The sequence below is a fragment of the Rhodopirellula sp. MGV genome, from assembly GCF_002251265.1.
Taxonomy (GTDB): Bacteria; Planctomycetota; Planctomycetia; order Pirellulales; family Pirellulaceae; genus Stieleria; species Stieleria baltica_A.
Map to the genome: position 1 here is coordinate 138,234 of NZ_NPDI01000047.1, position 20,932 is coordinate 159,165.

A 20,932-nucleotide genomic window follows, 5' to 3' on the forward strand; every position below is an offset into this window, starting at 1 on the left:
CAGGTCTGGTTACTTTCTTCAGGCCTTCCGTTTACGTCCGACCGCGAGCAGTCCGGTAAACGCTGCAAAGATCGCCATAGCGCCTGGTTCGGGCGTATGGTGCGGTGGGTTGCCGGGCGGAGTGGTGACAGTCGCTTTGAAGTGCCCGCTTTCGCCGTTGTTCACCGCGTTGATGTGTACCGCAGCGATGAATGGTGACGTTGCGGGTTGTGAACCGCCGCTCACATTGAACGAAGCCGCGGTAAGCCCTGCAGAGCCAAAAATATCGTAAACCGACTTGCTACCGGGCTGCAGTGGTGGGTCATGTCCTGGCGGTGGGAAATCAAACAGAATGTTCGCACCGGCAAGTGCACCTGTTCCCACGCCCGCCGCGCTGTAAAAGATTTGCTGCGTTCCGTTCTTCGTCGCCGCAATTCCTTCGACGAAGGCAAAGCTGCTAATCGACTGGCTCGGATCAAGATTGAAAACGATATCGTTGAGCTTTGCTTGCGTATCGACCCCAGTGCCGCCTTGGAAGTCGATTGTCACCCGCACGGAACCTGAAGTTCCCATGTCATCAAAGGTGACCACGATAGCATCAGAAGCAATGTCGTCTGCCGGGGAATTGGTGAGCTCAATTCCGCCGATTTCAAGTCTTAATATGCCAGCCTGAATTGAGTTGGCAGCCGCCAACAGGGTGGCGAGAAATATCACTGATCTGAGGCTGTTTAACATCAAGGTGTAACCTTTCGTCCGTATGTGCTGTTCTGGTGCCCCCCGGATGATTCTATTAACAGAATAAAAAATGCAAGCGGAAAAATGCGGAAATCCGGCAAGATTCATAGCCCATTTGGTGGGTGGAATTTTGTGCCTGAAATTTGTCAATTTCGGCGGATAAATGAGTTCGAATTTGCAGCAAAATTGCGGGCAAACGCTGCAGGAAGTCGCAATCCGCCAGATATCGGCGTCTTTGCGCCGACCGCATTCTAGTGTTCGCGTGAGATGGCCCAGACGCCACGTCGCAACTGAGCGATCAACTGCTTCCCTTCAAGCGTCGTGTTGTCTTCTAATTCAAAGTCATAGACGGCGAGGGAAGATTGATTCAGTTCGTCCACACGGACGACGCGTGCAGATTCATCGCCGACAAGAAGATAGAACTGCTTAGGTTCGAACTGGGGTACCACACGGGCTTTGTTGTCACCACCTCGTTCAAGGTGCAATTGCGTGACAACGTGGTACCCCTTCGTAAATGGCTCCGGGATCGTCGGGATTCCATCATCCGCTGCGAGATTGTCGGCATCCTTGTCTTCCCCGCCTTGATGGCCTTCCAGCGAGATCTCGAATTCAAGTGCGCTGATTAAATCGCGGAACGCCTTTGTCGCCGGTCCCACTAACACTTGCATTCGCGTCTGCGCGTTTCGAACCTCGTTTAATTTCGCTGCTGGCACAGCTTGCCGGCCTTGTTTGGCTCCGGAGATGATCGAGTTTACGGTTCCATTCCATTGGCCGACCGAGCTGCTAAAGCTGGTCTCCAATTGACGCACCCGCTCCAACGCCGTGCGTGCCCGGCCGAGTTGAAACTCCTTCTGGGCTTCTGCGATCGCTGACCCATAGGATTGGACGCCGTGCAATCCATCAATCACGACATCGTTGGGTAGGCCTCGAACGGCACCTCCGGTCAAACTGCCAGTTCGTTGAACGGCGCTGGTCAGATTCGAAAAGTGTGCGGCGTCAAGCTGGATCATCGATCGGGTGCAATGTATCGAATGGCGGGGGGGCTGATTGAGCGATTAAGTCTTTGCCGGTTCGAACGAATCAGGATCAAACGGGCAGCGTCAATTATACGCACTCCGCTGAAACAATGACGTGAGCCCACGTCTCGTGCCAAAAACGGCACATACCGATCCGAAAACGCACGCTCCGCTGGACCACAACACACCACCAACTTTCGTCAGTGGGTGACTGCGATACTCCCGCTTACCGCTTTCTTTGCCCAATTCCGATGGCGGCAAAACCGGAAATACTATACCTTTCGTACTTAGCTGATTCACAGCGATCTTAAATCGCACTCATCCGAAAGGGACTTCAAATGAATTTGCGTCGGTCATTCAGGACGACCGTTCTTGCGGCGTGCACCCTGCTGTTGCTTTACGGCAATGCGACAGTCGCTGTCGCACAAAACCAATCGGCCTCCCCATCGAAGCTGCATCCGGGCGACTTGAACACCGAATTCAGCCGCGTTTACACCTTCGTTGACAAAACGGGATTGGGGCACCAGCACGCGATCGAAGGAAAATTGGAATCGGGCACGTTGCAATTGGGGGCTCAAACGAACGCAGGCGAACTCGTCTTCGACATGACATCCTTTGACGCAGATACACCACGAGCCCGCAAATACATCGGCCTTTCTGGGACGACCGATTCTGGCACCCGCCGTGACGTCAACGCGAATATGAAAGGCACCGACATTCTGAACGTCTCACGCTACCCGACAGCAACGTTTGCCATTAAGTCTGCGCTTGCGGCTCAAGAAACCGCCGGCAGCAGCAAGGCGGTTTATGAACTGGTCGGCGAGTTCACACTGCACGGTCGCAAGCGCCCTTTGACTGTCAAAGCGGAAGTTGAACAAGAACGCGGTTGGTTGCACGTTCGTGGAAACTTCGTGATCAAACAAACAGACTTTGGCATCACACCGTTTTCGAAAGCGTTTGGCGCGATCGGGGTCGCAAACGCTTTGCGGATCCATGGTGATCTTTGGGTTGCACCGAGCATCGAATCGACCGTGCCAACGAGCGTTGATCAGTAGTCGCGTGCCTCACCAGCGAATCCCTCAGAACCTCCATTTAAGGAATGCAGCATGATTGCTGTCGAAGGCGTTGAGAAGAACACGATCCGCCAACATTATCAACTCGGCACAGCGTTCTACTGGTTGCTTTGGGGACCACACATTCATCACGGACTATGGTCGGGTAACGAGTCGTCGTTCCAAGCCCAATGTCAACTGACCGATACGTTGGCAGACCTCATTCAGGTTGACAGTCGTGACCAAGTTGTTGATATCGGTTGTGGCATGGGAGGCTCGTCGATCCGCTTGGCCAAACATCGTGGTTGCCATGTAACCGGCGTGACGCTCAGCCCGATCCAACGCCGCTGGGCAGCAGTGACTGCGTCTCTGAAAGGTCAATCGAAACGAACGCGATTCATCGCAGACGACGCCGAACGCATTCAGTTTTCGGAGAACCAATTCGATGTCGTCTGGAGCATCGAATGCACGGAACATCTCTATGACAAACCCGCTTTCTTTCAGAACGCGGCACGCTGGTTGCGACCAGGCGGGCGAATGGCGATTGCGGTTTGGTTTGAAGGCCAAGACACCTCGCGTCACGATCACCGGCAACAGGTAGAAGAAGTCTGCCGACGGTTTGTTTGTCCTTCACTTGCGACGCAAGACGACTATGCGAATTGGATGACCAGTGCCGGGTTGGTCGTCCGTGACAAAATCGATTGGACTGATCGGGCTGCCAAAACCTGGGAAATCTGCAAACGCCGAGTCTCACGAACCGGCGTTCGTCACATTGCAAAGGTCCTGGACCAGGACCAAGTCGAATTTTTAGACGGCTTCGACACGTTGTTGGAAGCCTACCGTAGTGGTGCGATGCAATACGGCGCAATCATCGCCGAAAAGCCTCGCCAATAGAGCGTCTTCGCTGTTGAAGGAACGATGCATGGATGCCACTGGCAATCTTCGATTAAACATGAAACTTAGACGCGCCAGTGGGCTGACGTTCGGCTTCGCCAATCAAGCGTTGTTTTTAGTCACGGTTTGGTACCTTTTTTGGTTTCTCCGTGACGGATCGATTCAATCCAGTCACGGGAACTGGATACTCGTCGACACCGTGCTGGCGTTGGTGTTCGCGTTCGCGCACAGTTTGATGCTGGCCCCAAAGACACGCCGCGTACTCTCCAAATGGATTCCCTCTGCGTTTTACGACAGCGTCTTTTGTGTGGTCACCTGCGTCTCGCTGTTAGTCATGTTCGTCGGTTGGCGAACAAGCGAAACGACACTATGGCAAGCCACCGGCCAGACCGCGGCGTTCGTCCGAACGGCGTTCTACATCAGTTGGGGAGCGTTGATTTATTCGCTCTCACTGACCGGCTTGGGCTATCAAACCGGCTGGACGCCGTTTTATCACTGGCTTCGCCAACAACCGTCCCCACGGCGTGAATTCAAACCGCGTGGCGCATACAAGCTGTTCCGCCATCCGGTCTATCTAAGCTTTCTCGGATTGGTCTGGTTCACTCCAACAATGACGCTCGACCATGCAGTCCTAACCGCGATTTGGACAGCTTACATCTTTTATGGAAGCTTTCTAAAGGATCGACGCTTGGAGTTTTATATCGGCGAGCCGTATAAGTACTATCAAGCTCGTGTTCCCGGCTATCCGTTGTTCTTTTGGGGACCGCTTGGTCGGCGCGGTGCGAAATCAGCTGAGATCATTCCAGAAGAACCGTCTTCGTTGCCGGCCGCAGAGCCCCAGCGTGAGGCTGCTTGATGCAAGCCGACGAGACGAACACGAGCGAAGTCAGCGTGGCTCGCAATCGGAAACGGTTCCTGCTTGTCGTCTTTTACGTTGCCGTGACGATGATTTGGGTCGCACCGGCAGCCCAGCGAACTCTATCGACAGGATCAAACTCGCCGCTCGAATGGGTTGACGACCGATTTGAACCGCGGCGTGACTATGACGAATTTTGTGACGACTTTGGCGCTTCCGATACGGTCGTGATCTCCTGGCCTGGGTGTACGATCGATGACGCGTCCCTGGATGCCTTCGTTCACAGCTTGCGTGACGCATCCGCGTTTCAGACGGATGGCCAACCATTGTTTCATCAAGTGTTGTCAGGGCGCGAGATGATGCTGGAGATGACCTCGCCTCCCCTGCAACTTTCTCGTCAGCAAGCCGTCCATCGGTTGTCAAAGTCCTTGATCGGTCCCGATGGCGCAACGACGTGTGTGGTGATCGGATTCGCCGAGCAAGCACTCCAAGAACGCAGTCGGCTGGTTCCGCTGATCCAAGCGAGCGCCTTAAAAAATTGTGGGGTCCAACCGGACGACCAACATTTGGCCGGACCGATCATGGATGGCTATGAAGTCGATCGAGCGACCACAAACACGATCCAGATGATGGGACCGCTATCGTCCTGCTTGGTGTTTTTGATCTGCTTTTTGTGCTTGGATTCGCTCGGAGCAACATTGTTGGTATTCGGCGTTTCGCTGCTTTGCCAAGTGATCACGCTGGCGATGGTGGATCTAACCGCTGGCACCATGACAGCGTTGATGGCTGTTCTCGCACCGCTGATTCAGGTCCTCGCAATCGCTGGTGGGATTCACTTCATCAATTATTATCTCGACGCGATCAGAACCGGGGATTCGCCAAGCAAGGCGGTCTCGCACGCATTTTCCGTCGCTTGGTTGCCGTGCAGCCTTTCATCGCTGACAACTGCCATTGGATTGGGATCGCTGGCGGTGAGCGGCTTGGTTGCGGTCCGCCAATTCGGCGGCTATTCGGCTTTCGGAGTGATCATCACTGTGATTGCTTTACTGACGTTCTTGCCTGGATCGTTGCTGATCAAACCGATTCGCCAACCGAGATCGAATTCTCGCTTCGTCCCTACACGATTGTGGGGGCGATACGCAGATGCGATCGAACGTCATGCGGCATTCATCAGTCTGTTTGCATTCTTACTGATGGTTGGTATGGGGATCGGTATCACCCAATTGAATGCTTCGGTACGAATCGAGACGCTGTTCTCACCTGACAGTCGATTGGTCAGTGACTATCGCTGGATCGAAGCCAACGTTGGGGCGTTGGTTCCCATCGAAGTCGTAGTGAGTTTCACTCCAGAGGACGCCAATGATCCTTCACAAACACTTGACCGCCTGACCGAAATCAAGACGCACCTCGAAGCCATCCCACAAGTCGAATCGGTCATTTCGGCAATCACGTTTTCGCCATCGAGGACAGCTTCCGCCGAAATCCCAATCGATTGGCAAACCGACTTGAACAATGACCAACTGAGACTGGAGCTGGTCCGGGGGATTGCAAGCGAACAAAACCTTTGCCGTACTGAGGAAAACGGGGTGACGCGTTGGCGAACAACGGCGTATGTCAGCGCGCTCGGCGGCAATGACTATCTGCAAATCATCAATCGAGTTGAAGCCGCACTCGCCGAAACCGGACGAGGGCAACTTAAAATCTCCGGATTGATGCCGTTGGTCCATGGCATCCAGCAGCGGCTGATGAACGACTTATTCGAAAGCTTTTTATTGGCTTTTGGATTGATCGCGATGGTCATGATCGTCATACAAGCCGGCGTGATTCCGGGACTACTTTCCATGGTTCCCAATGTCTTCCCCGCGCTGACGCTGTTCGGGTTACTTGGCTGGTTGGGACACCCCCTTGATGTCGGTTCGATCATGACCGCAAGCGTCGCGATGGGAATTGCCGTTGATGACACCCTACACTATCTGACGTTCTATCAACGCGGTATCGACTCAGGAGCGAGTCGCCAGCAAGCGGTTCGTCTGGCGTACCAGCACTGTGGCCCCGCCATGATTCAGACCACGGTGATCTGCGGTGGAGGTCTTTCGATTTTTATCTTCAGCGATTTTGTGCCAACATCCGGATTCGCTTGGATGAGCGTGGTGTTGTTGTCGGCCGCCTTGATCGGCGACCTGTTGATTCTGCCAGCGATGTTGCTCAGTCCGCTCGGTCGGTTTTCCACCAGCAGGAAACTCGAACAAGAAACCTTAGACACGAAACACACCAATGCTCGTTGACCAGCGTATTCTTGAACCCGAACTGATGGACGATCCGGCGCTTGCTCGGTCGGAACACGATGCGGCGCTCCGTGGCTTAAAACGAATCAATCGCTTTAGCGGCAGTTCACGGTTCCTTTGGTCAGCGATCGAAGCACAGATCCAAGCGATCGATGCGTCAACGATTCGAATTCTTGATGTGGCTTCAGGCGGCGGGGACACGGTGATCGCTTTGTCCAAAAAAGCTGCAAAGCATCACCGAGATTTCCAAATTGACGGTTGTGACATTAGCCCTCAAGCCGTTGCCCATGCGAGCGAATTTGCCAAAACGTCCAGCCCGTTGCAAAACAATTTCTTCATCCGTGATGTTCTCGAACGGGGATTACCGGATGGCTACCATGTCATCATGTGTTCGCTCTTTTTGCACCACCTTTCCGACAGCGAAGCCGTCCAATTGATCAAAACGATGGCTGAGCGTTGCGAACACTGTTTGTTGATCGATGACCTGCGACGCACTGATTTCGGACTTGTACTCGCTTGGGCTGGCGTTCGCTTGTTGTCACGATCACCGATTGTCCATTTTGACGGTCCACAATCCGTGAAAGCAGCTTTTTCCGATCAGGAAACGCTGCGATTGGCTGAACGCGCAGGTCTCTCCGGCGTCAACCTGCGTCGCCATTGGCCGCAGCGTTTTCTGCTTTCATGGTGCAAACGATGAAAGCAGAACAGCCAAACCGAACCGAGGTATTCAGTCGACACAACTGCCTTGCAGACGCGGATTCAGAAATTTGGGATTGCCTGGTGATCGGTGGAGGTCCCGCCGGAGCGATGGCAGCGATCCATGCCGCCAGATCCGGCATGCGTACAATGGTCGTGGAGAAGCAAACTTTTCCTCGCGACAAGGTCTGTGGCGCTTGTTTGAATCATCGTGCGTTCCAAGTGTTACGGAACGCCGGACTCGCTTCAACGATTGACGGTTTGAACGGTGAAACGTTGAATCGATTTTCGCTTCGTGGTTACGGAGCTTCATTCGAAAGACAGCTACCGATGGGGCTTGCCGTTTCAAGATCTTTGCTCGACCAAACGTTGTTACAAGCCGCCGAAAAAGCAGGGGCGATCATTCGCACAGGGACAGCGGCAAAAGTTCTGCCGGAACCAAATCGCCAGTCTCACTATCGAACGATCGCTTTGAAACCGACAGGCAGCAATGGCACATCGACACAGATTTCTGCCAAAGTCGTCATCGTTGCTGACGGATTGGGACACCCCAGCCTGAACGCGACTGGCGAGTTCAAGGACAACGTGAATCAAAACTCTTACATCGGGATCGGAGCTTCACTCGGTTGTTCCAGTGACATCGATTGGGTACCGCGCGGCTGTATCACGATGGCGGCGACCGAGCATGGATATGGCGGTCTCGTTCGTATCGAATCGGGCTACCTCAATGTCGCCGGAGCCGTTTCACCGGATTTGCTGAAATCATGCGGTTCACCACAAGCGACGTTCCAGTGGCTATTGACGCGTGCCGGATTTCCCATGCTCCCGGAGATAGATGCTCATTGGCGCGGAACGCCAGCACTCAGTCGCGCGATTGATCGCGTCGTGGGACATCGAATTTTGGTGATCGGTGACGCGGCTGGCTATGTCGAACCGTTTACCGGCGAAGGAATGGCCTGGGCGTTCATTGGCGGTCAATCCGTTTGTCAGGCGGCATCCATGATCGCAACCGACGACTGCGATCTCGGTTGCCGAACGTGGAATCAGCAATGGGCGGAACTGGTCAAGCGACGCCAGCAATGGTGTCGACGCCTGGCGTGGCTACTCCGCCATCGGACCGCTGCACGATTGACCGTTTCGCTTGCAGCCGCTTTCCCACGAATCACGGACCGAGTCGTTAACCAGATCAATGCCGAGTTATCGGCCTAGGATTCGAATCAACATGGCACTAAAAATCAACGGACTCGGAACTGCGAATCCGCCCCACAGTATTTCTCAGACGCGTGCTGCAGAATTTGCACGAACGATCTGCTGCGAAAACGAAGAACAAGCTCGACTGCTGGGCGTTCTCTATCGTCGAAGTGTTGTCACGCGGCGGTACAGCGTCGCAATCGAAGCCCCCATCACCGCTGAAGGCGATTCGCGATCGGAAAGCTCACTCGAATTCGATCGAGACAACGCTTCCAACAACCATTCGGTTGGTGTGCAAAGCACTGTTGAGCAATCTCTCTACCCACCCGCGACAGATCCAAGCGATCGAGGCCCAACGACGGCCGAACGGATGGCGTTTTATGAACGTTGCGCAGGACCTCTCGCTGTGGAGGCTGCCACGCGCGGAATCGAAAACGCGGGCTTCGAACCCGCCGAGATCACACATTTGATCACCGTCAGCTGTACCGGATTCAGCGCACCAGGCGTTGACTTGAATCTGATCCGTGAATGCGAGTTGTCGCCCAACGTCGCTCGAACACATATCGGGTTCATGGGGTGTCACGGCGCGATCAACGCGTTGCGTGTTGCGCAGTCCTTTGTTGATGCGAACGCTTCTGCCAAAGTGCTGCTTTGCGCTGTTGAACTCTGCACGCTCCACCAACACTACGGCTGGTATCCAGAACAAGTGGTTTCCAACGCTTTGTTTGCCGATGGTGCCGCCGCGCTTGTCGGGTCGGCGGGGACGGAAGGCGAAACTCGGTTGCCATCAGTCGTGGCAACCGGATCGACAATTATTCCCGACTCGACAGACCAAATGAGTTGGTTAGTGCGCGACCACGGGTTCGAAATGTCATTGTCTGCACTCGTCCCGTCGATCATCGAAGAAAAGCTCAGACCGTGGCTCTGCGAGTGGCTCGCCGAACAAGGATTGAGCCCCGATGAAGTTCGCGGCTGGGCGATCCATCCGGGTGGCCCAAGAATCTTACGTGCTTGTGAACAAGCGTTGAATTTGCAACGCGCTGACTTGAGTGCGTCTTACGACATTCTACGTCGATACGGAAACATGTCTTCGCCAACAGTGCTCTTCATCCTGGAGCAATTGATCCAAACGGACAACGCTTTACCCTGCGTCATGTTGGCTTTCGGACCGGGGTTAAGCATCGAAGCGGCATTGATCCGGTGACCAACGCCGCTTCTTGGAAGCTGCCTCTCAAGACGAAGAACGAGCGAATTGTGCTCAGCAGCAATTACTGCGGCAACACGACCGAGCTGGAGACCGAGTTGCCGAGGTTTTCGAAGTCCATGAAGGTCCAAACGACGTCTTTGTCGTGATTGATTTCAACGATTTGTGGTTGGCCTTTGCCCGCGTGACAGTTGCCAAACACGATGTTTCCGTTGGGCATCACTTGCAGCGTGGTGACCCAAGCGAGCGTGATGTCTTTCAGATCGTTCTGTTCAACTTTCCAGACGATCTCTTTCGCTGGTGTGACTTCCAGCAAGCTGTGACCGTTACCGGTTGCGACCAGCGTATTGCCATTGTCGAGTCGGATCGCGCTAAAGACCGCGTCACCGAATGCCTCTGGCCCGTGACCACCCTTTTCTTCCTTTCCGAACATCGGAACGTCGAAATCCCAGACGATCTTTCCGTCGCGATCGTATTCGCGGACGTAGCCGTCGCCTTCTTGAGCGATCAGATAGGTCCAATCATCTCCCTTTACAATCGGCGTGACCAAACGAGTGTCACGGTGTGGGTGGGGACGATCGATTTTCATATCGAATTTTCGGTCGACCTTCCCGTCCCGATTGATTTCATAGATCGTGCCTTGTCCGCTGAGTGCGACCATGATGTTGCCATTCGGCAGCGGCGCGACAGAATGCAATTCGATCCGTCGTTTGTCGGTTAGCTTTCGCGTTTCAAATTTCCAAACGATCTCATGAGTTTTACCGTCCAGTTCGACGACTTCAGTGTTCTGGTGAGTCAGGACGTTGCCGTTGTCCAGAACGTGAATGTCGTGTGGTGCTCCGCTCAATTGTGCTTTGGCGGTGCAGTTGCCATCGGCATCGAACCAGCACAGCGTTCCGCCTTCATTGGCAACAAGTGGATGTCCGGCCGAGGCGGTTACGGCGCTGGCGATGGTGAGCAAGAGCGTCGAAAAAATCAGTCGCATTGTTTTACGTTGTGAAGAGTTAGGTGGACGAAAGGAGAAACGATCTGGCGAGTGAATTCGCCATGATTTGTCACGATGACGGGACTTGCACCGCCCCGTTTCTTTTACTGTGGAGGTGCCTGCCAAGGAACCTGGCCGCCAAGTTGAATATGGCGACGCAACGAACCCTTTAGTTCGTTCGCGATCCGTGGGGTGGTTCGAATCACGTCATTGGTTTCGTAAGGATCTGCTTCCAAGTCGTAGAGTTCGAGTGGTGAATAGGGATCGTTACGAAGGAGCTTCCACTTGCCGCGAATCACGGCATGGTAGGCTCCACCAACGTAGCGGTTGTTGCCCTCGCGACGAACGAAGTACAGTTCTCGCGGCTCGGTCCCCATTGATTCGCCACGCAGAATTGACGTTAAGCTGACCGCGTCGGTATCAGAGTCTGCGTTCGCTCCGGCGAGTTCAACGAACGTGGCGTGCAGGTCAAAGTTCAGGCCCACATAGTCGCTCTCAGTGCCGGCAAGCTTTTCGACGGGTGTTCGAATAATAAACGGAACACGCAAGCCGCCGTCGTAGTGACTCTGTTTGCCATCTCGCCACGGTAAGTTGCGTTGGGCATGCGGAAGCGATCCGCCGTTGTCGCTGGTAAAAGCGACGACCGTGTTTTCGCGTAATCCCAGTTCATCGAGTTGGTCTAGAAATCGTCCCACATTGTGGTCAAGGTGTTCGACCAACGCCACATTCTGGGCTCGCTTCAGGTCCATCCCCGGATTGGCTTGCTGCGTTCGTTTCAACCAGTCATTCGGAGGTTGAATCGGAAAGTGCGGCGCGTTGTAGGCCAGGTACAAAAAGAACGGTTGCTGCGGCTCTGTGGAACGCTGTTTGACGAACTCGATCGCCCAGTCGGTAAACAAGTCCGTCGCGTGTCCCTCCGGTTCGATCACCTTTGTTCCCAGACGCATGAAGTTGATACCACCACGCAGGTGCGTGTAGTAATCGTCCATCATGTCTCCCAAAAAGCCATGGAAGAAGTCGAAACCACGTTCCGTCGGAACATTGGGAGCTTCTAAACCGAGGTGCCATTTTCCCACGGCTCCCGTGTGGTAACCGGCTGACTGCAGGCGGTCAGCAAGTGTGGAAAGTGTGGGCGATAGATAGCCCCAGTTGTTTTCAGGATTGGTACGAATCACACCTGGAACACCAGACCGATCGGCGTAGCGTCCCGTCATGATGGCGGCTCGCGTCGGCGAGCAAACGGTGCAGTTAGCCCGCATGTTGTTGAATCGAATCCCCTCACTGGCCAGCTGATCGATCCGAGGCGTTTTCAGATCGGGGGCACCTTGGTAACTGACATCGCCGTAACCAAGGTCATCAGCAATGATCAGAATCAAATTAGGTGGGGAAGCGGCCCGCGATCGCGCAGTGGGAAACCATGCGGCGGCGAGGACAACCAAAGCAAACAGAACTCGCATGAATCAACAGTCTTCGAGGGAGCGACAGATCGTCGAATTGTCGCGGCGGGAATCGAGGCAGGAGGGGACGATCGCGTTACCCAATTTGTCAGGCACCAATCACGAACAGCCTGTTGATTATCAGCGTTGCTCTCTGCCAATACCGCCTTCAGATCCGCAGCTGCTGTAAAGCACGCGACGTTCGCCCGGTAAAAGCTGACATTGGAAAATCAACGGGCCGCGATGAGGCAAGGTTGGCATCAGGTGGCGACCGTTCAACGGACCATCATACCCATTCTCGAATGCGATTTTTGTTCCCTTTACTAAGAGGTGTGCCACAGGCGACCAAAACAACGAACAAAAGTTGCGTGTTGTAGGCGTTGACACCATTACAACCCGTCGTTATTGTAATGCGAATCATTCTCAACAAGCTTTTGTATCTAGCAAGGCAGGCAGACCTCCCCTGATCGATGTCGGGGCGACAGGTGTTACCAACCCAGCGAGCGAGCAGAAGGCAAGGCAGGCGCGTGTGCGCCCGCCTTTGATCACTCGACATTTCAACTGGGAGCCTCGCCATGCGTCTAAGCATGCGTCTTTGCGCCGCGCCAATCCTTGGATTGCTCGGCATTCTGTCCACCGTGTCCACCGCAAAAGCGGACATCTATGCACCGGGCGATTCGATCCCGGAAGTTTCCGGCGACGTCTTTGGCTGGAATCGCGGCGATGCTGGCAGCACGTACAACGGCTGGGATTTTTTCGAAGCCACTGCGGATAACCCAACCGCCGGATTCACCGACGTCACCCCTGACGCGGGTCAGTTCGGCACAGTCGGCTCGTTCTCGGTCAGCCCTGGTGCGATTCAAGTCGGTAGCGGCAACATCTACTCGCCGTTCGCGGCACTGAATTACAACAGCATCGTGGCATCGGGAACGGAAGGGGCGAACACTCGCATCGTCGCTCAGTTCCGGACCAGCGGCGCCGAGATCGACTACAGCTCGCTCTTTCTGTCCAGCGACGTTTCGAACGTCGGGACGATCGCGCCCACCATGGTTAAAGAACTGTCTCGTGAAGGCGCTGGCGGAACCGGCGGCGCGAACGTCGACTACCTCGCGATGTGGGACCTCAACGAAAGCCAAGCGGAATACCGAATCGACTTCTCTGCAACGGGACCACACGTTTCCTTCGCCGAGTTCCACGTCGATTCGTTTACTTCAAACACCGCGTTTCTCTCGCCAACCGCGATTCCCGAGCCGAGCGCATTCGCAGCACTGGGGTTGATCGGTACGGTTGTCAGCATGCGTCGTCGTCGCCGCCAATCGGTCGTCGCCTGATCAAACCAATTCGTCACACTGACTCGTTCATCCAAACGCAGGAGGGGGCTTGGGAAAATGAATCGAAAACGTCACGCGTTTACCTTGGTCGAACTGCTGGTGGTCATCGCGATCATCGGCATCTTGGTAGGGCTGCTGTTACCCGCCGTGCAAGCGGCACGTGAAGCGGCTCGACGGATGTCGTGTTCAAACAATCTCAAGCAAATTGGGATTGCGATGCACAACTACAACGATGTGTATCGAAAGTTGCCGCCCAGCGCTCTTGGGGTTCGAGTCGACGGGACAAATAAAGCTCCCATCAACGAGTTGGGACTGACCGGCTGGGTTTCGATCCTGCCTTATTTAGAAAACCAAGCCTTGTACGAATCGTTTGATCTCAATCAAGGCTTGGAAAACGAAGACAACTTGGCGGCCAGCAAGAAAACGCCGGAGGTTTATCTTTGCCCCTCGGTACCTTTGCCAAGCGGTGAAGCCAACGGGTATTCGTGCTATGCGTTCTCCACTGGAACCAAGAAGTACCGCAACCAGATGAACGACGGTGCGATCATCGATGCGATGAACGTCTTCCGCAGCGAACGAATCAACTTGGGACTCGCTCCCGAGAGGTCCTGGATGCACTGGATCGATATTTCAGACATCAGTGCCTTCGATGGCGCTTCGTCAACTTTGCTTGCCGGCGAGTTCGGCAAACAATTCCAAGAGACCAGTTCGCTGCCGTTTCCCTATCCAGGTGGCGCCGGAGATTCCTTTGGTCAGTGGGCGGTCAGTTATCCGTACCATTCAAGCGCATCGGTGTTTGGGACCTTCAATGCCACCGAGATTTCGATCTTGGACATTCCATCATATGAATCGTTTCGAAGCCAACACCCTGGTGGCGTACAAATGGTTTTGGTTGACGGCAGTGTTCGCTTTTTGACCGAGTCAGTGAACGCGACCGTGCTCAGCTATCTCGCCGCTCGAAACGACGGTGAAGTCATTCGTGAGGATCCATGGTGATGCGTTCAGGCATTTGCATGTTGCTTGGGTTTCTCACAATTGCTTCGCTGGTTGGTTGCAGTCAATCGAAGCCCGAGATTTCTGCCGAAGGAACCGTTACGGTTGATGGACAGGCTTTGTCGGGTGCTGTCATGACCTTCGAACCGATGGGCCAGACGACAGGGCCGAAAGCATCGGCGCCGGTTTTTTCCGGCAAGTTCAGTCTTCCTCCGAACAATGGGTTGCACGGAGGATCCTATCGCGTGCGGTTTTCGATGATCCCCGCTGGGGTTCTACGATCATTGCCCGACGAGCAAAAAGCGGGTTTGCCTCCTTCTGATGCGGTTATCGCACCGGAGTTTGACGAGAACAGCAAACTCGAATGTACGTTGCAGCCCGATCAAGAAAACATTTTAGAATTCGACGTCAGTTTTTTATAAAAGCCTTTGAATCACGGTATTGAAATGAATTTGCGCAACCTCCTCACGCGATGTCAGGCGTACTCGCTCGTAGCGATTGCCGTCGCGTTGATGGCCGGGCGAACTGCCAACGCACACATGGCTTGGCTTGGTTCGACGCCGTCGGGCGAAGTCATCTTTTGGTTCGGTGAATCGACCGAAGACCGTACCTACCACTTGCCGGAACGATTGGCAAAGATTGCGATTCATCAAACGGGCGAATCCGATGCGATTGGGATGGTCGAAGTCGAAACCGACCAACTGCACGGATTACAAAGCGATGGTGCCGTCAGCAACAAAGGTGAGTTCTACGCCACCGGAACGTACGGGCTGTATCACGGAATGAAACTGACGTATCACGTCGAACACCTTCCGCAACAAGATGCCGCGAAGTGGCCAAGCGAAATCCGTAGCGACGCCGTGCTGCAAAGTGTCATCCGAAAAGCAGACAGTGATCACGTTGTTGTCACGGTCTTGCAAAACGGGAAACCGCTCGAAGACGCGAAAGTCAAATTGTACGGCGCTCATGGTGAGGTCAAAGCTTCCGCAGCAACCGCTGCCGACGGAAACGTCACCTTCCAAGCGAAAGACATGACGCAAGGTCTTAATGCGATCTTGGTCGGCGTTACCAAAGAAGACGTCAAAGGCGAACTGGATGGCGAAGCATACACCAGCACCGCTGACTACCTGACCAGCACGTTTTACTTCGAAGGCGCCGACGTTGCACCAAAGACAGAACACGAACCACAACGACCAGCGGCCGAATCATCGGTCAAAGCCTCGTTCAACGAATCTGGCTACGCAGATCTGCCAGAAGAACTGACCAGCTTTGGTGCTGCTGTCTGCGCTGGCAAACTGTATGTCTATGGCGGACACACCGGCGAAGCACACTCCTACTCGGTTGCCGAGCAATCCGACCGACTGTGGTGCTTGGATCTGGAAAACAAAGATGGTGAATGGAAAAAGCTCGCCAGCGGACCGCGTTTGCAAGGCCTGGCCTTGGTCGCCTACGGTGATTCATTGATTCGCATCGGCGGCTTCACCGCGATGAACGAAACCGGTGAGGAACACAAGCTGGTCTCACAAACCGATGTCGCCAAATTTGATCCGAAAACCGGTGCTTGGTCAGTGATGCCCGCGCTGCCTGAACCACGTTCGTCGTTCGATGCTGCCATCCTGGGTGACAAAGTCTATGTCATCGGCGGCTGGAAACTGGACGGTACCGAAGAAGGTCAACAGTGGCACCAATCGGCGTACTCACTGGATCTTTCGAAGGACGACGCAACTTGGGAAGCGCTTGCCGAGCCACCGTTCCAACGCCGAGCACTAAGTGTTGCTGCTTACAATGACAAACTGTATGCGATCGGCGGGATGCAGTCGGAACGTGGGCCAACGACCAAAGTTGCCGTCTATGATCCGGAATCCGATCAATGGTCCGAAGGCCCGGCAATCCCAGGCGGCGGCATGTCCGGCTTTGGAAGCTCTGCATTCGCTTGCGGCGGACACTTATTTGTCACGTCAATGGACGGCGGACTGCACCTGCTTAGCAGTGACGCAAAGAGCTGGGAAACGCTGGCAACCGCTGATCCGGCACGGTTCTTTCACCGCATGATCCCCGTCGCCAATAACAAAATGTTGATGATCGGCGGAGCAACATGGAAATCGGCAAGTTCACTCACATCGATACGATTGAACTGAGTGGTCTGTAAGAACACTCAGCAACAAGTCGCACCAGATCGCGTCCGCGATTGGAAAAGCGAAGGGCAACTGCCCTTCGCTTTTTTTATGTCACAATCCTACTCTGCTGCCGAAGACGAACCATCCAATTGGACGACGTCAGCCCTCGTCACGTCGAACTGGAGGATTCCAGCCGCCGCGCAACGCTGCACAATGTCATTGATCTCTGCCATCTTCGCATCGTTGCAGGAAAACAACGCAAAATGCAAACTCCCTGACTGGGCATGCGTTACAAAATCGGCCGGTTCAGTGATTCCCTGAAAGTCTTCAGCCGTATCCGCATTGGAGTCATCGTCGAGAGCATTGACCTGCAAAAAGGAAGCTCCGTCGTCAGCCACCGTGAGCAACTTCAACGAACCACCAAGTTTCTCCACAACCGACGAGTCGAACGTTTCGGGAACCACATCTTGAATCGCGGCAAGCTCGATTGGCTTGGACGAGGCATACATGAGCGTTGGCATGGAATCGTTCGCTCCAGTTTCGGAGTTCTTGTGGTGGGAGAGTCAGTGTCTTTGCTGCGACGGAAACGTGCTAGCGGCGACGTCTTTTACCGATAAAGCCAACCATGCCGACGGCGAAGATCGCAAGTGAAGTCGGCTCTGGTACTGCCCCGACACTATAAGGGGTATTGGTTACCAAAATGGTGACGTTCGAATTATTCGTGTACGTCCCCAAGTTCCAGTTCCACGAAAAGCCATTGGGATGCATTGGCACCTTTGCCAAAAAATCGCCCGCCGTGAACTGGCCAGTTCCGCCAAAGATCATGGCCAAGTCGTCGTTAACACCACTGCCATCGTCGTCCAGATAAAGCCCTTCAAACAATCCAGGTCCCGATAGAACCTGAAACCCGCCGAAGCCATCACGCAATGACAATTCGTTGTTGTTGTTCGTTTTAAAGTTTCCAACATCGTCGAACTTAAGGAAAGTTGCGAGGCTTCCACCAACTAACACCGTACCGTTGTTATCAGTTGTAAACTCAGTCGTGAACGTGGAATCGTTGGAAAGTGGCGACGACATTGTGCCACTAAAATAAACCGCATCGTTGGCGGCGTTGGGCTGTATCGTGAGCAGCACTCCCGCAAACAGATCGGACGCGGGCAAGAGAAGCAAAGCTAGAAAAGCAAATCGGATGTGGGGCATCGCTGACTCGTGGATAGAAATTTGGTGCGGTCATTTGTAAAGACCGCATCATACAGGAAATCCGCACGCCACATGCCCGGTGACGCAAACACGCCGGCCAGCCAAAAATTGCGATTCAAGCAACCTGTATCTTTGTTCGCGAAAGCAGTGTTCACCCTGCTACTTTCGCTGAATAGAAGAATCCATTGGGTGAGATCCAATCTGAAAATCAACAGGACTCAAAGGATCGGCTAATGGTCGTGCGATCTCGTTCAATCTCGCGAAGACTCTTTTAGGAACGATTCGGCCGCATCCTTGCCGCTCATCGAAATCGTTGCGTTCTCAGAGAAATGCCACGACACATTCGAGCCAGTGACGCGATCGAGTCTGACCGTCGCTGCGTCAGCTTTGATTTTCTGGCCTGGCGATTCCAACTCCGCATTCGTGAAGACAATTGAGTTGGGTTCGAATCGGATGGTGTCACAGGTAACAAGCATCGCTGTTTTTGATGCTTTGTTTGCACTCGCTCTGGAGACCGCGTAGAGTCGATCTTGTGCTTGGTCGTATTCGATTGCGAATTGCAATTTTGCGTCCGCATTCACTGAAGTGTCTGCGTTTGCAACGCTAGTCGTTTGAGCATCCGCGACCACGTAAACCGCCGCTGTTAGAACAACAGCAAGACATCCGACGAGTTTCAAGTAACGCATACGAGACCCCAAAATTGATTTTTGATCGATCGAAAACGGTGGCGCATCCTAGAAACTGCGGGTGAATCGACGCAAGGCTAAGTGAGGGGACCTCTTGCGTGATTGGAGCGGCGGACAATGAAGTCGCTATTTCAACGTGCAAGCATCTCAGGTGAGACATGGATCTCGCCGAGGTCGTTCAAGCCCGGAACCAAGTCAACTTCGAAACGTTGCCGCGACCATTCAGTTTCCACGCCAGCAAGCTTCACTTTCGAAACACGGCCTGCTTCGTGAAAGACGCGAAAAGCGAGCGTACGGCCAGGTGGCAAACCAGAAATGGTCAACTCGCCTTCGGCATCAGACACGGCGGCGAAGGGATGATTGAGCACAACGACGTAAGCTCGCATCCAAGAATGAACGTTGCAGTTGACTGGGACGGGCGCTGGCTCATCGAACCGCAGCGAAAATCGATGTGGCTTTCCAGGCGGCACATAGAGACCGCTTGCCGGGTTTTTGAAAAACATGATGTTTGGGGCGTATGTCACCTGGTCCTTCGGAGCAAGCTCAAGCGTGTCTCCGGTGTGAGCAATAAGCACGTGCGGATCGAAACGAAAGTTCGCCATGCTCATCGTTCGTGTCTGCGGCTTCGAAGTCGGTATTTCGATCTCCGCAGCACCACGACCGGTAGAGAGATACACCACGACATTTTTGATCCCCTTTGTCTTTGGACCAACGATCAAATGTTCACTTTCGATCGGCGCAGCCGCACCTAGCCCCGCTGGCAATCCATTGATGGGTTTTCGCGGTGGCGGATCGCCATCAAAAACAAATCGCATTTTCAGCGTTGCTGTCTCCGCCGCCGCAAACTTGGCGACCAGCAACGATACAACGAGAACCGCAGTGATTCGATTCATTCCATCAGCCTCAAAACATGATTTTCAAGTCGCTTGGCGGAAGTGAATCCGACTTCGTACTCGATAACAGTCCCATCACGATCGAGCCAAAACGTTGTCGGGTAGGCACCAACATGATAGCTTTCGTCTGCGGTCGACCCGCCGTTCAGAACGATTGGGTGTGACAGTTCGTCGTTGGCAACATACTTCGCAACAGAGTCTCGGTCATCATCGTAGCCGTTGACAGCGACAATCGCAAAGTCCTGCCCGTGACGCTGATGAAGCTGCGTGAGGTGCGGCGCTTCGATTCTGCATGGTCCGCAGGCCAGTCCCCAAAACGTAACTAACGCAGGCCGTCCGGCGCGAAATTCGTGCAGGTCCAGTTGGCCTCCGTCCAGCGTCGGGAGGTTAAAACTTGGGGCTTCCTTTCCAACCAACAATTCTGGTGCTCCGCCGCCGGGGGAATGCGAGTAGACAATTCGCTCGAACCCTAGGTTAAGTGCCAATTCCATCGCCGCAGACGGTTTGTATTCGGCAACACTGGACTTGTACAAATCCAAAATCACAGGAATATCGGTGTCGGGCTTTTGTGGTGGGCGTCTTGCGTTGAACAGTTCATCAACCCGCTCGCTACCAGCTTCCGTGCTCGACAACTTGAACAGGATCGCTTCCCTATTGCCCAAGTTGGATTGCTCGACGAATTGTCGGATTGATGAAGCAAGTTCCGTGGAAATGCCCGTCGTGTGCCCGTCGATCGGGTGAAACACCTTGACCATGCAATCAGCGTCACCATGAACGTGTTTCGAAAGTTGAGTCTGGATCGGGTAGGCCCGTACCAGTTCATTCTCAAACAATGATTCGTTCGCGTGCAGTGGCTGGTCGAAAGACAAAACGTTCTGAAACTCACTGCGCCAATCGGCGGACGTGCTCATCTCGGTAGCAGAGATCGTTTCGTACCCAGCCTCCCTGCAAACCTGTTTCAACTGTTTATTCAAACGTTGGCGTAGGTCGGTTCCGAAATTTGCAGGAACCTGGTATCTGCACACAAGACGTAACTTCTTTCGCTTGTCAGCAGCATTGACTAACGCTGCAAGGAATCCGTCTTTGTCAAACTTCGACAGATCCGGTTCGTCATTTGCGATCAGTCCGTTGCAGTTTACGACCGCATAGGCATCGGCATCCGCCGACACTGTTGCTCGATGCAATTCAGTCGTTAGCGGCGCGACAAAAAAGTTTTGAAGCTCACCGGCATGAGCAGCCATTGCGCACATCAATGACAACTTGACTGCAACTAAGAATCGGTACATCGGTCAGTCTCTTCGGGTAACGACCTGGTAACTCAAGTCAACCTCTACCGGCGGAAAGCATTGCTCCGGCTTCGGTGCGAACGACTCGTTTGCAACA

At 54.0% G+C, this 20,932-nt stretch carries 20 protein-coding genes; 11 read left to right on the forward strand and 9 right to left on the reverse strand.

Annotated elements, in window-relative coordinates; all coding sequences use genetic code 11:
• Positions 1-18: 18 nt before the first annotated feature.
• On the reverse strand, positions 19-822 hold the full coding sequence (locus CGZ80_RS17290; RefSeq protein WP_143543999.1) for a hypothetical protein: 804 nt from the start codon (positions 820-822) through the stop codon (positions 19-21).
• 143 nt (positions 823-965) lie between these two features.
• Positions 966-1,724 carry a hypothetical protein gene (locus CGZ80_RS17295; RefSeq protein ID WP_094416698.1) on the reverse strand — a complete coding sequence of 253 codons (759 nt, stop codon included), beginning with the start codon at positions 1,722-1,724 and terminating at the stop codon, positions 966-968.
• Positions 1,725-2,068: 344 nt separating this feature from the next.
• Here CGZ80_RS17295 and CGZ80_RS17300 point away from each other — a divergent pair, with 344 nt between their 5' ends.
• Genes CGZ80_RS17300 through CGZ80_RS17330 form a run of 7 tightly spaced genes read left to right on the forward strand, consistent with a single transcriptional unit; the run spans position 2,069 to position 9,908 of the window.
• The gene (locus tag CGZ80_RS17300) at positions 2,069-2,785 is read left to right on the forward strand and encodes a YceI family protein (RefSeq protein ID WP_094416700.1); all 717 of its coding nucleotides are present in this window, start codon (positions 2,069-2,071) and stop codon (positions 2,783-2,785) included.
• A 51-nt stretch (positions 2,786-2,836) separates the two neighbouring features.
• Positions 2,837-3,676, forward strand: a complete 840-nt coding sequence (locus CGZ80_RS17305) for a methyltransferase domain-containing protein (RefSeq protein WP_094416702.1) — start codon at positions 2,837-2,839, stop codon at positions 3,674-3,676.
• Positions 3,677-3,734: 58 nt separating this feature from the next.
• Positions 3,735-4,532, forward strand: a complete 798-nt coding sequence (locus tag CGZ80_RS17310; protein WP_158222750.1) for an NnrU family protein — start codon at positions 3,735-3,737, stop codon at positions 4,530-4,532.
• Complete coding sequence (locus CGZ80_RS17315) at positions 4,532-6,817, forward strand: efflux RND transporter permease subunit (protein ID WP_094416706.1); 2,286 nt, start codon at positions 4,532-4,534, stop codon at positions 6,815-6,817. Before CGZ80_RS17310 ends, CGZ80_RS17315 begins: the two co-directional genes overlap by 1 nt.
• The gene (locus CGZ80_RS17320) at positions 6,807-7,514 is read left to right on the forward strand and encodes a methyltransferase domain-containing protein (protein WP_094416708.1); all 708 of its coding nucleotides are present in this window, start codon (positions 6,807-6,809) and stop codon (positions 7,512-7,514) included. Before CGZ80_RS17315 ends, CGZ80_RS17320 begins: the two co-directional genes overlap by 11 nt.
• A complete protein-coding gene (locus CGZ80_RS17325) occupies positions 7,511-8,722 on the forward strand; it encodes an NAD(P)/FAD-dependent oxidoreductase (RefSeq protein WP_158222751.1) in 1,212 nt (403 codons plus the stop codon). Before CGZ80_RS17320 ends, CGZ80_RS17325 begins: the two co-directional genes overlap by 4 nt.
• A gap of 13 nt (positions 8,723-8,735) precedes the next feature.
• Positions 8,736-9,908, forward strand: coding sequence for a type III polyketide synthase (locus CGZ80_RS17330; RefSeq protein WP_094416712.1), 1,173 nt, complete (start codon positions 8,736-8,738; stop codon positions 9,906-9,908).
• Between the two features lie 64 nt (positions 9,909-9,972).
• Here the strand turns inward: CGZ80_RS17330 and CGZ80_RS17335 are convergent, their stop codons facing one another.
• Positions 9,973-10,893: a PQQ-binding-like beta-propeller repeat protein gene (locus CGZ80_RS17335; protein WP_094416714.1), complete on the reverse strand. Its 921-nt coding sequence runs from the start codon at positions 10,891-10,893 to the stop codon at positions 9,973-9,975.
• 104 nt (positions 10,894-10,997) lie between these two features.
• Positions 10,998-12,350, reverse strand: a complete 1,353-nt coding sequence (locus tag CGZ80_RS17340) for a sulfatase-like hydrolase/transferase (RefSeq protein WP_094416716.1) — start codon at positions 12,348-12,350, stop codon at positions 10,998-11,000.
• A gap of 554 nt (positions 12,351-12,904) precedes the next feature.
• Between CGZ80_RS17340 and CGZ80_RS17350 the strand changes: the two genes are divergently transcribed.
• From CGZ80_RS17350 to CGZ80_RS17365, 4 genes are read left to right on the forward strand one after another with little or no spacing between them, the layout of a single operon-like run.
• A complete protein-coding gene (locus tag CGZ80_RS17350) occupies positions 12,905-13,660 on the forward strand; it encodes a PEP-CTERM sorting domain-containing protein (RefSeq protein ID WP_094416720.1) in 756 nt (251 codons plus the stop codon).
• Positions 13,661-13,717: 57 nt separating this feature from the next.
• The gene (locus CGZ80_RS17355) at positions 13,718-14,656 is read left to right on the forward strand and encodes a DUF1559 domain-containing protein (RefSeq protein ID WP_094416827.1); all 939 of its coding nucleotides are present in this window, start codon (positions 13,718-13,720) and stop codon (positions 14,654-14,656) included.
• The gene (locus CGZ80_RS17360; RefSeq protein WP_143544000.1) at positions 14,656-15,075 is read left to right on the forward strand and encodes a hypothetical protein; all 420 of its coding nucleotides are present in this window, start codon (positions 14,656-14,658) and stop codon (positions 15,073-15,075) included. The genes CGZ80_RS17355 and CGZ80_RS17360 overlap by 1 nt, the downstream gene beginning before the upstream one ends.
• A 24-nt stretch (positions 15,076-15,099) precedes the next feature.
• The gene (locus CGZ80_RS17365; protein ID WP_233148487.1) at positions 15,100-16,791 is read left to right on the forward strand and encodes a hypothetical protein; all 1,692 of its coding nucleotides are present in this window, start codon (positions 15,100-15,102) and stop codon (positions 16,789-16,791) included.
• Between the two features lie 98 nt (positions 16,792-16,889).
• Here CGZ80_RS17365 and CGZ80_RS17370 read toward each other — a convergent pair whose 3' ends face one another.
• From CGZ80_RS17370 to CGZ80_RS17390, 5 genes are all read right to left on the reverse strand, one after another.
• Positions 16,890-17,291, reverse strand: coding sequence for a hypothetical protein (locus CGZ80_RS17370; RefSeq protein WP_094416724.1), 402 nt, complete (start codon positions 17,289-17,291; stop codon positions 16,890-16,892).
• A 70-nt stretch (positions 17,292-17,361) separates the two neighbouring features.
• A complete protein-coding gene (locus CGZ80_RS17375; RefSeq protein WP_094416726.1) occupies positions 17,362-17,970 on the reverse strand; it encodes a PEP-CTERM sorting domain-containing protein in 609 nt (202 codons plus the stop codon).
• A 251-nt stretch (positions 17,971-18,221) separates the two neighbouring features.
• Complete coding sequence (locus CGZ80_RS17380; RefSeq protein WP_143544001.1) at positions 18,222-18,551, reverse strand: hypothetical protein; 330 nt, start codon at positions 18,549-18,551, stop codon at positions 18,222-18,224.
• A gap of 236 nt (positions 18,552-18,787) precedes the next feature.
• Complete coding sequence (locus CGZ80_RS17385) at positions 18,788-19,549, reverse strand: hypothetical protein (protein WP_094416730.1); 762 nt, start codon at positions 19,547-19,549, stop codon at positions 18,788-18,790.
• The gene (locus CGZ80_RS17390) at positions 19,546-20,835 is read right to left on the reverse strand and encodes a TlpA family protein disulfide reductase (protein WP_094416732.1); all 1,290 of its coding nucleotides are present in this window, start codon (positions 20,833-20,835) and stop codon (positions 19,546-19,548) included. The genes CGZ80_RS17385 and CGZ80_RS17390 overlap by 4 nt, the downstream gene beginning before the upstream one ends.
• Positions 20,836-20,932 lie beyond the last annotated feature (97 nt).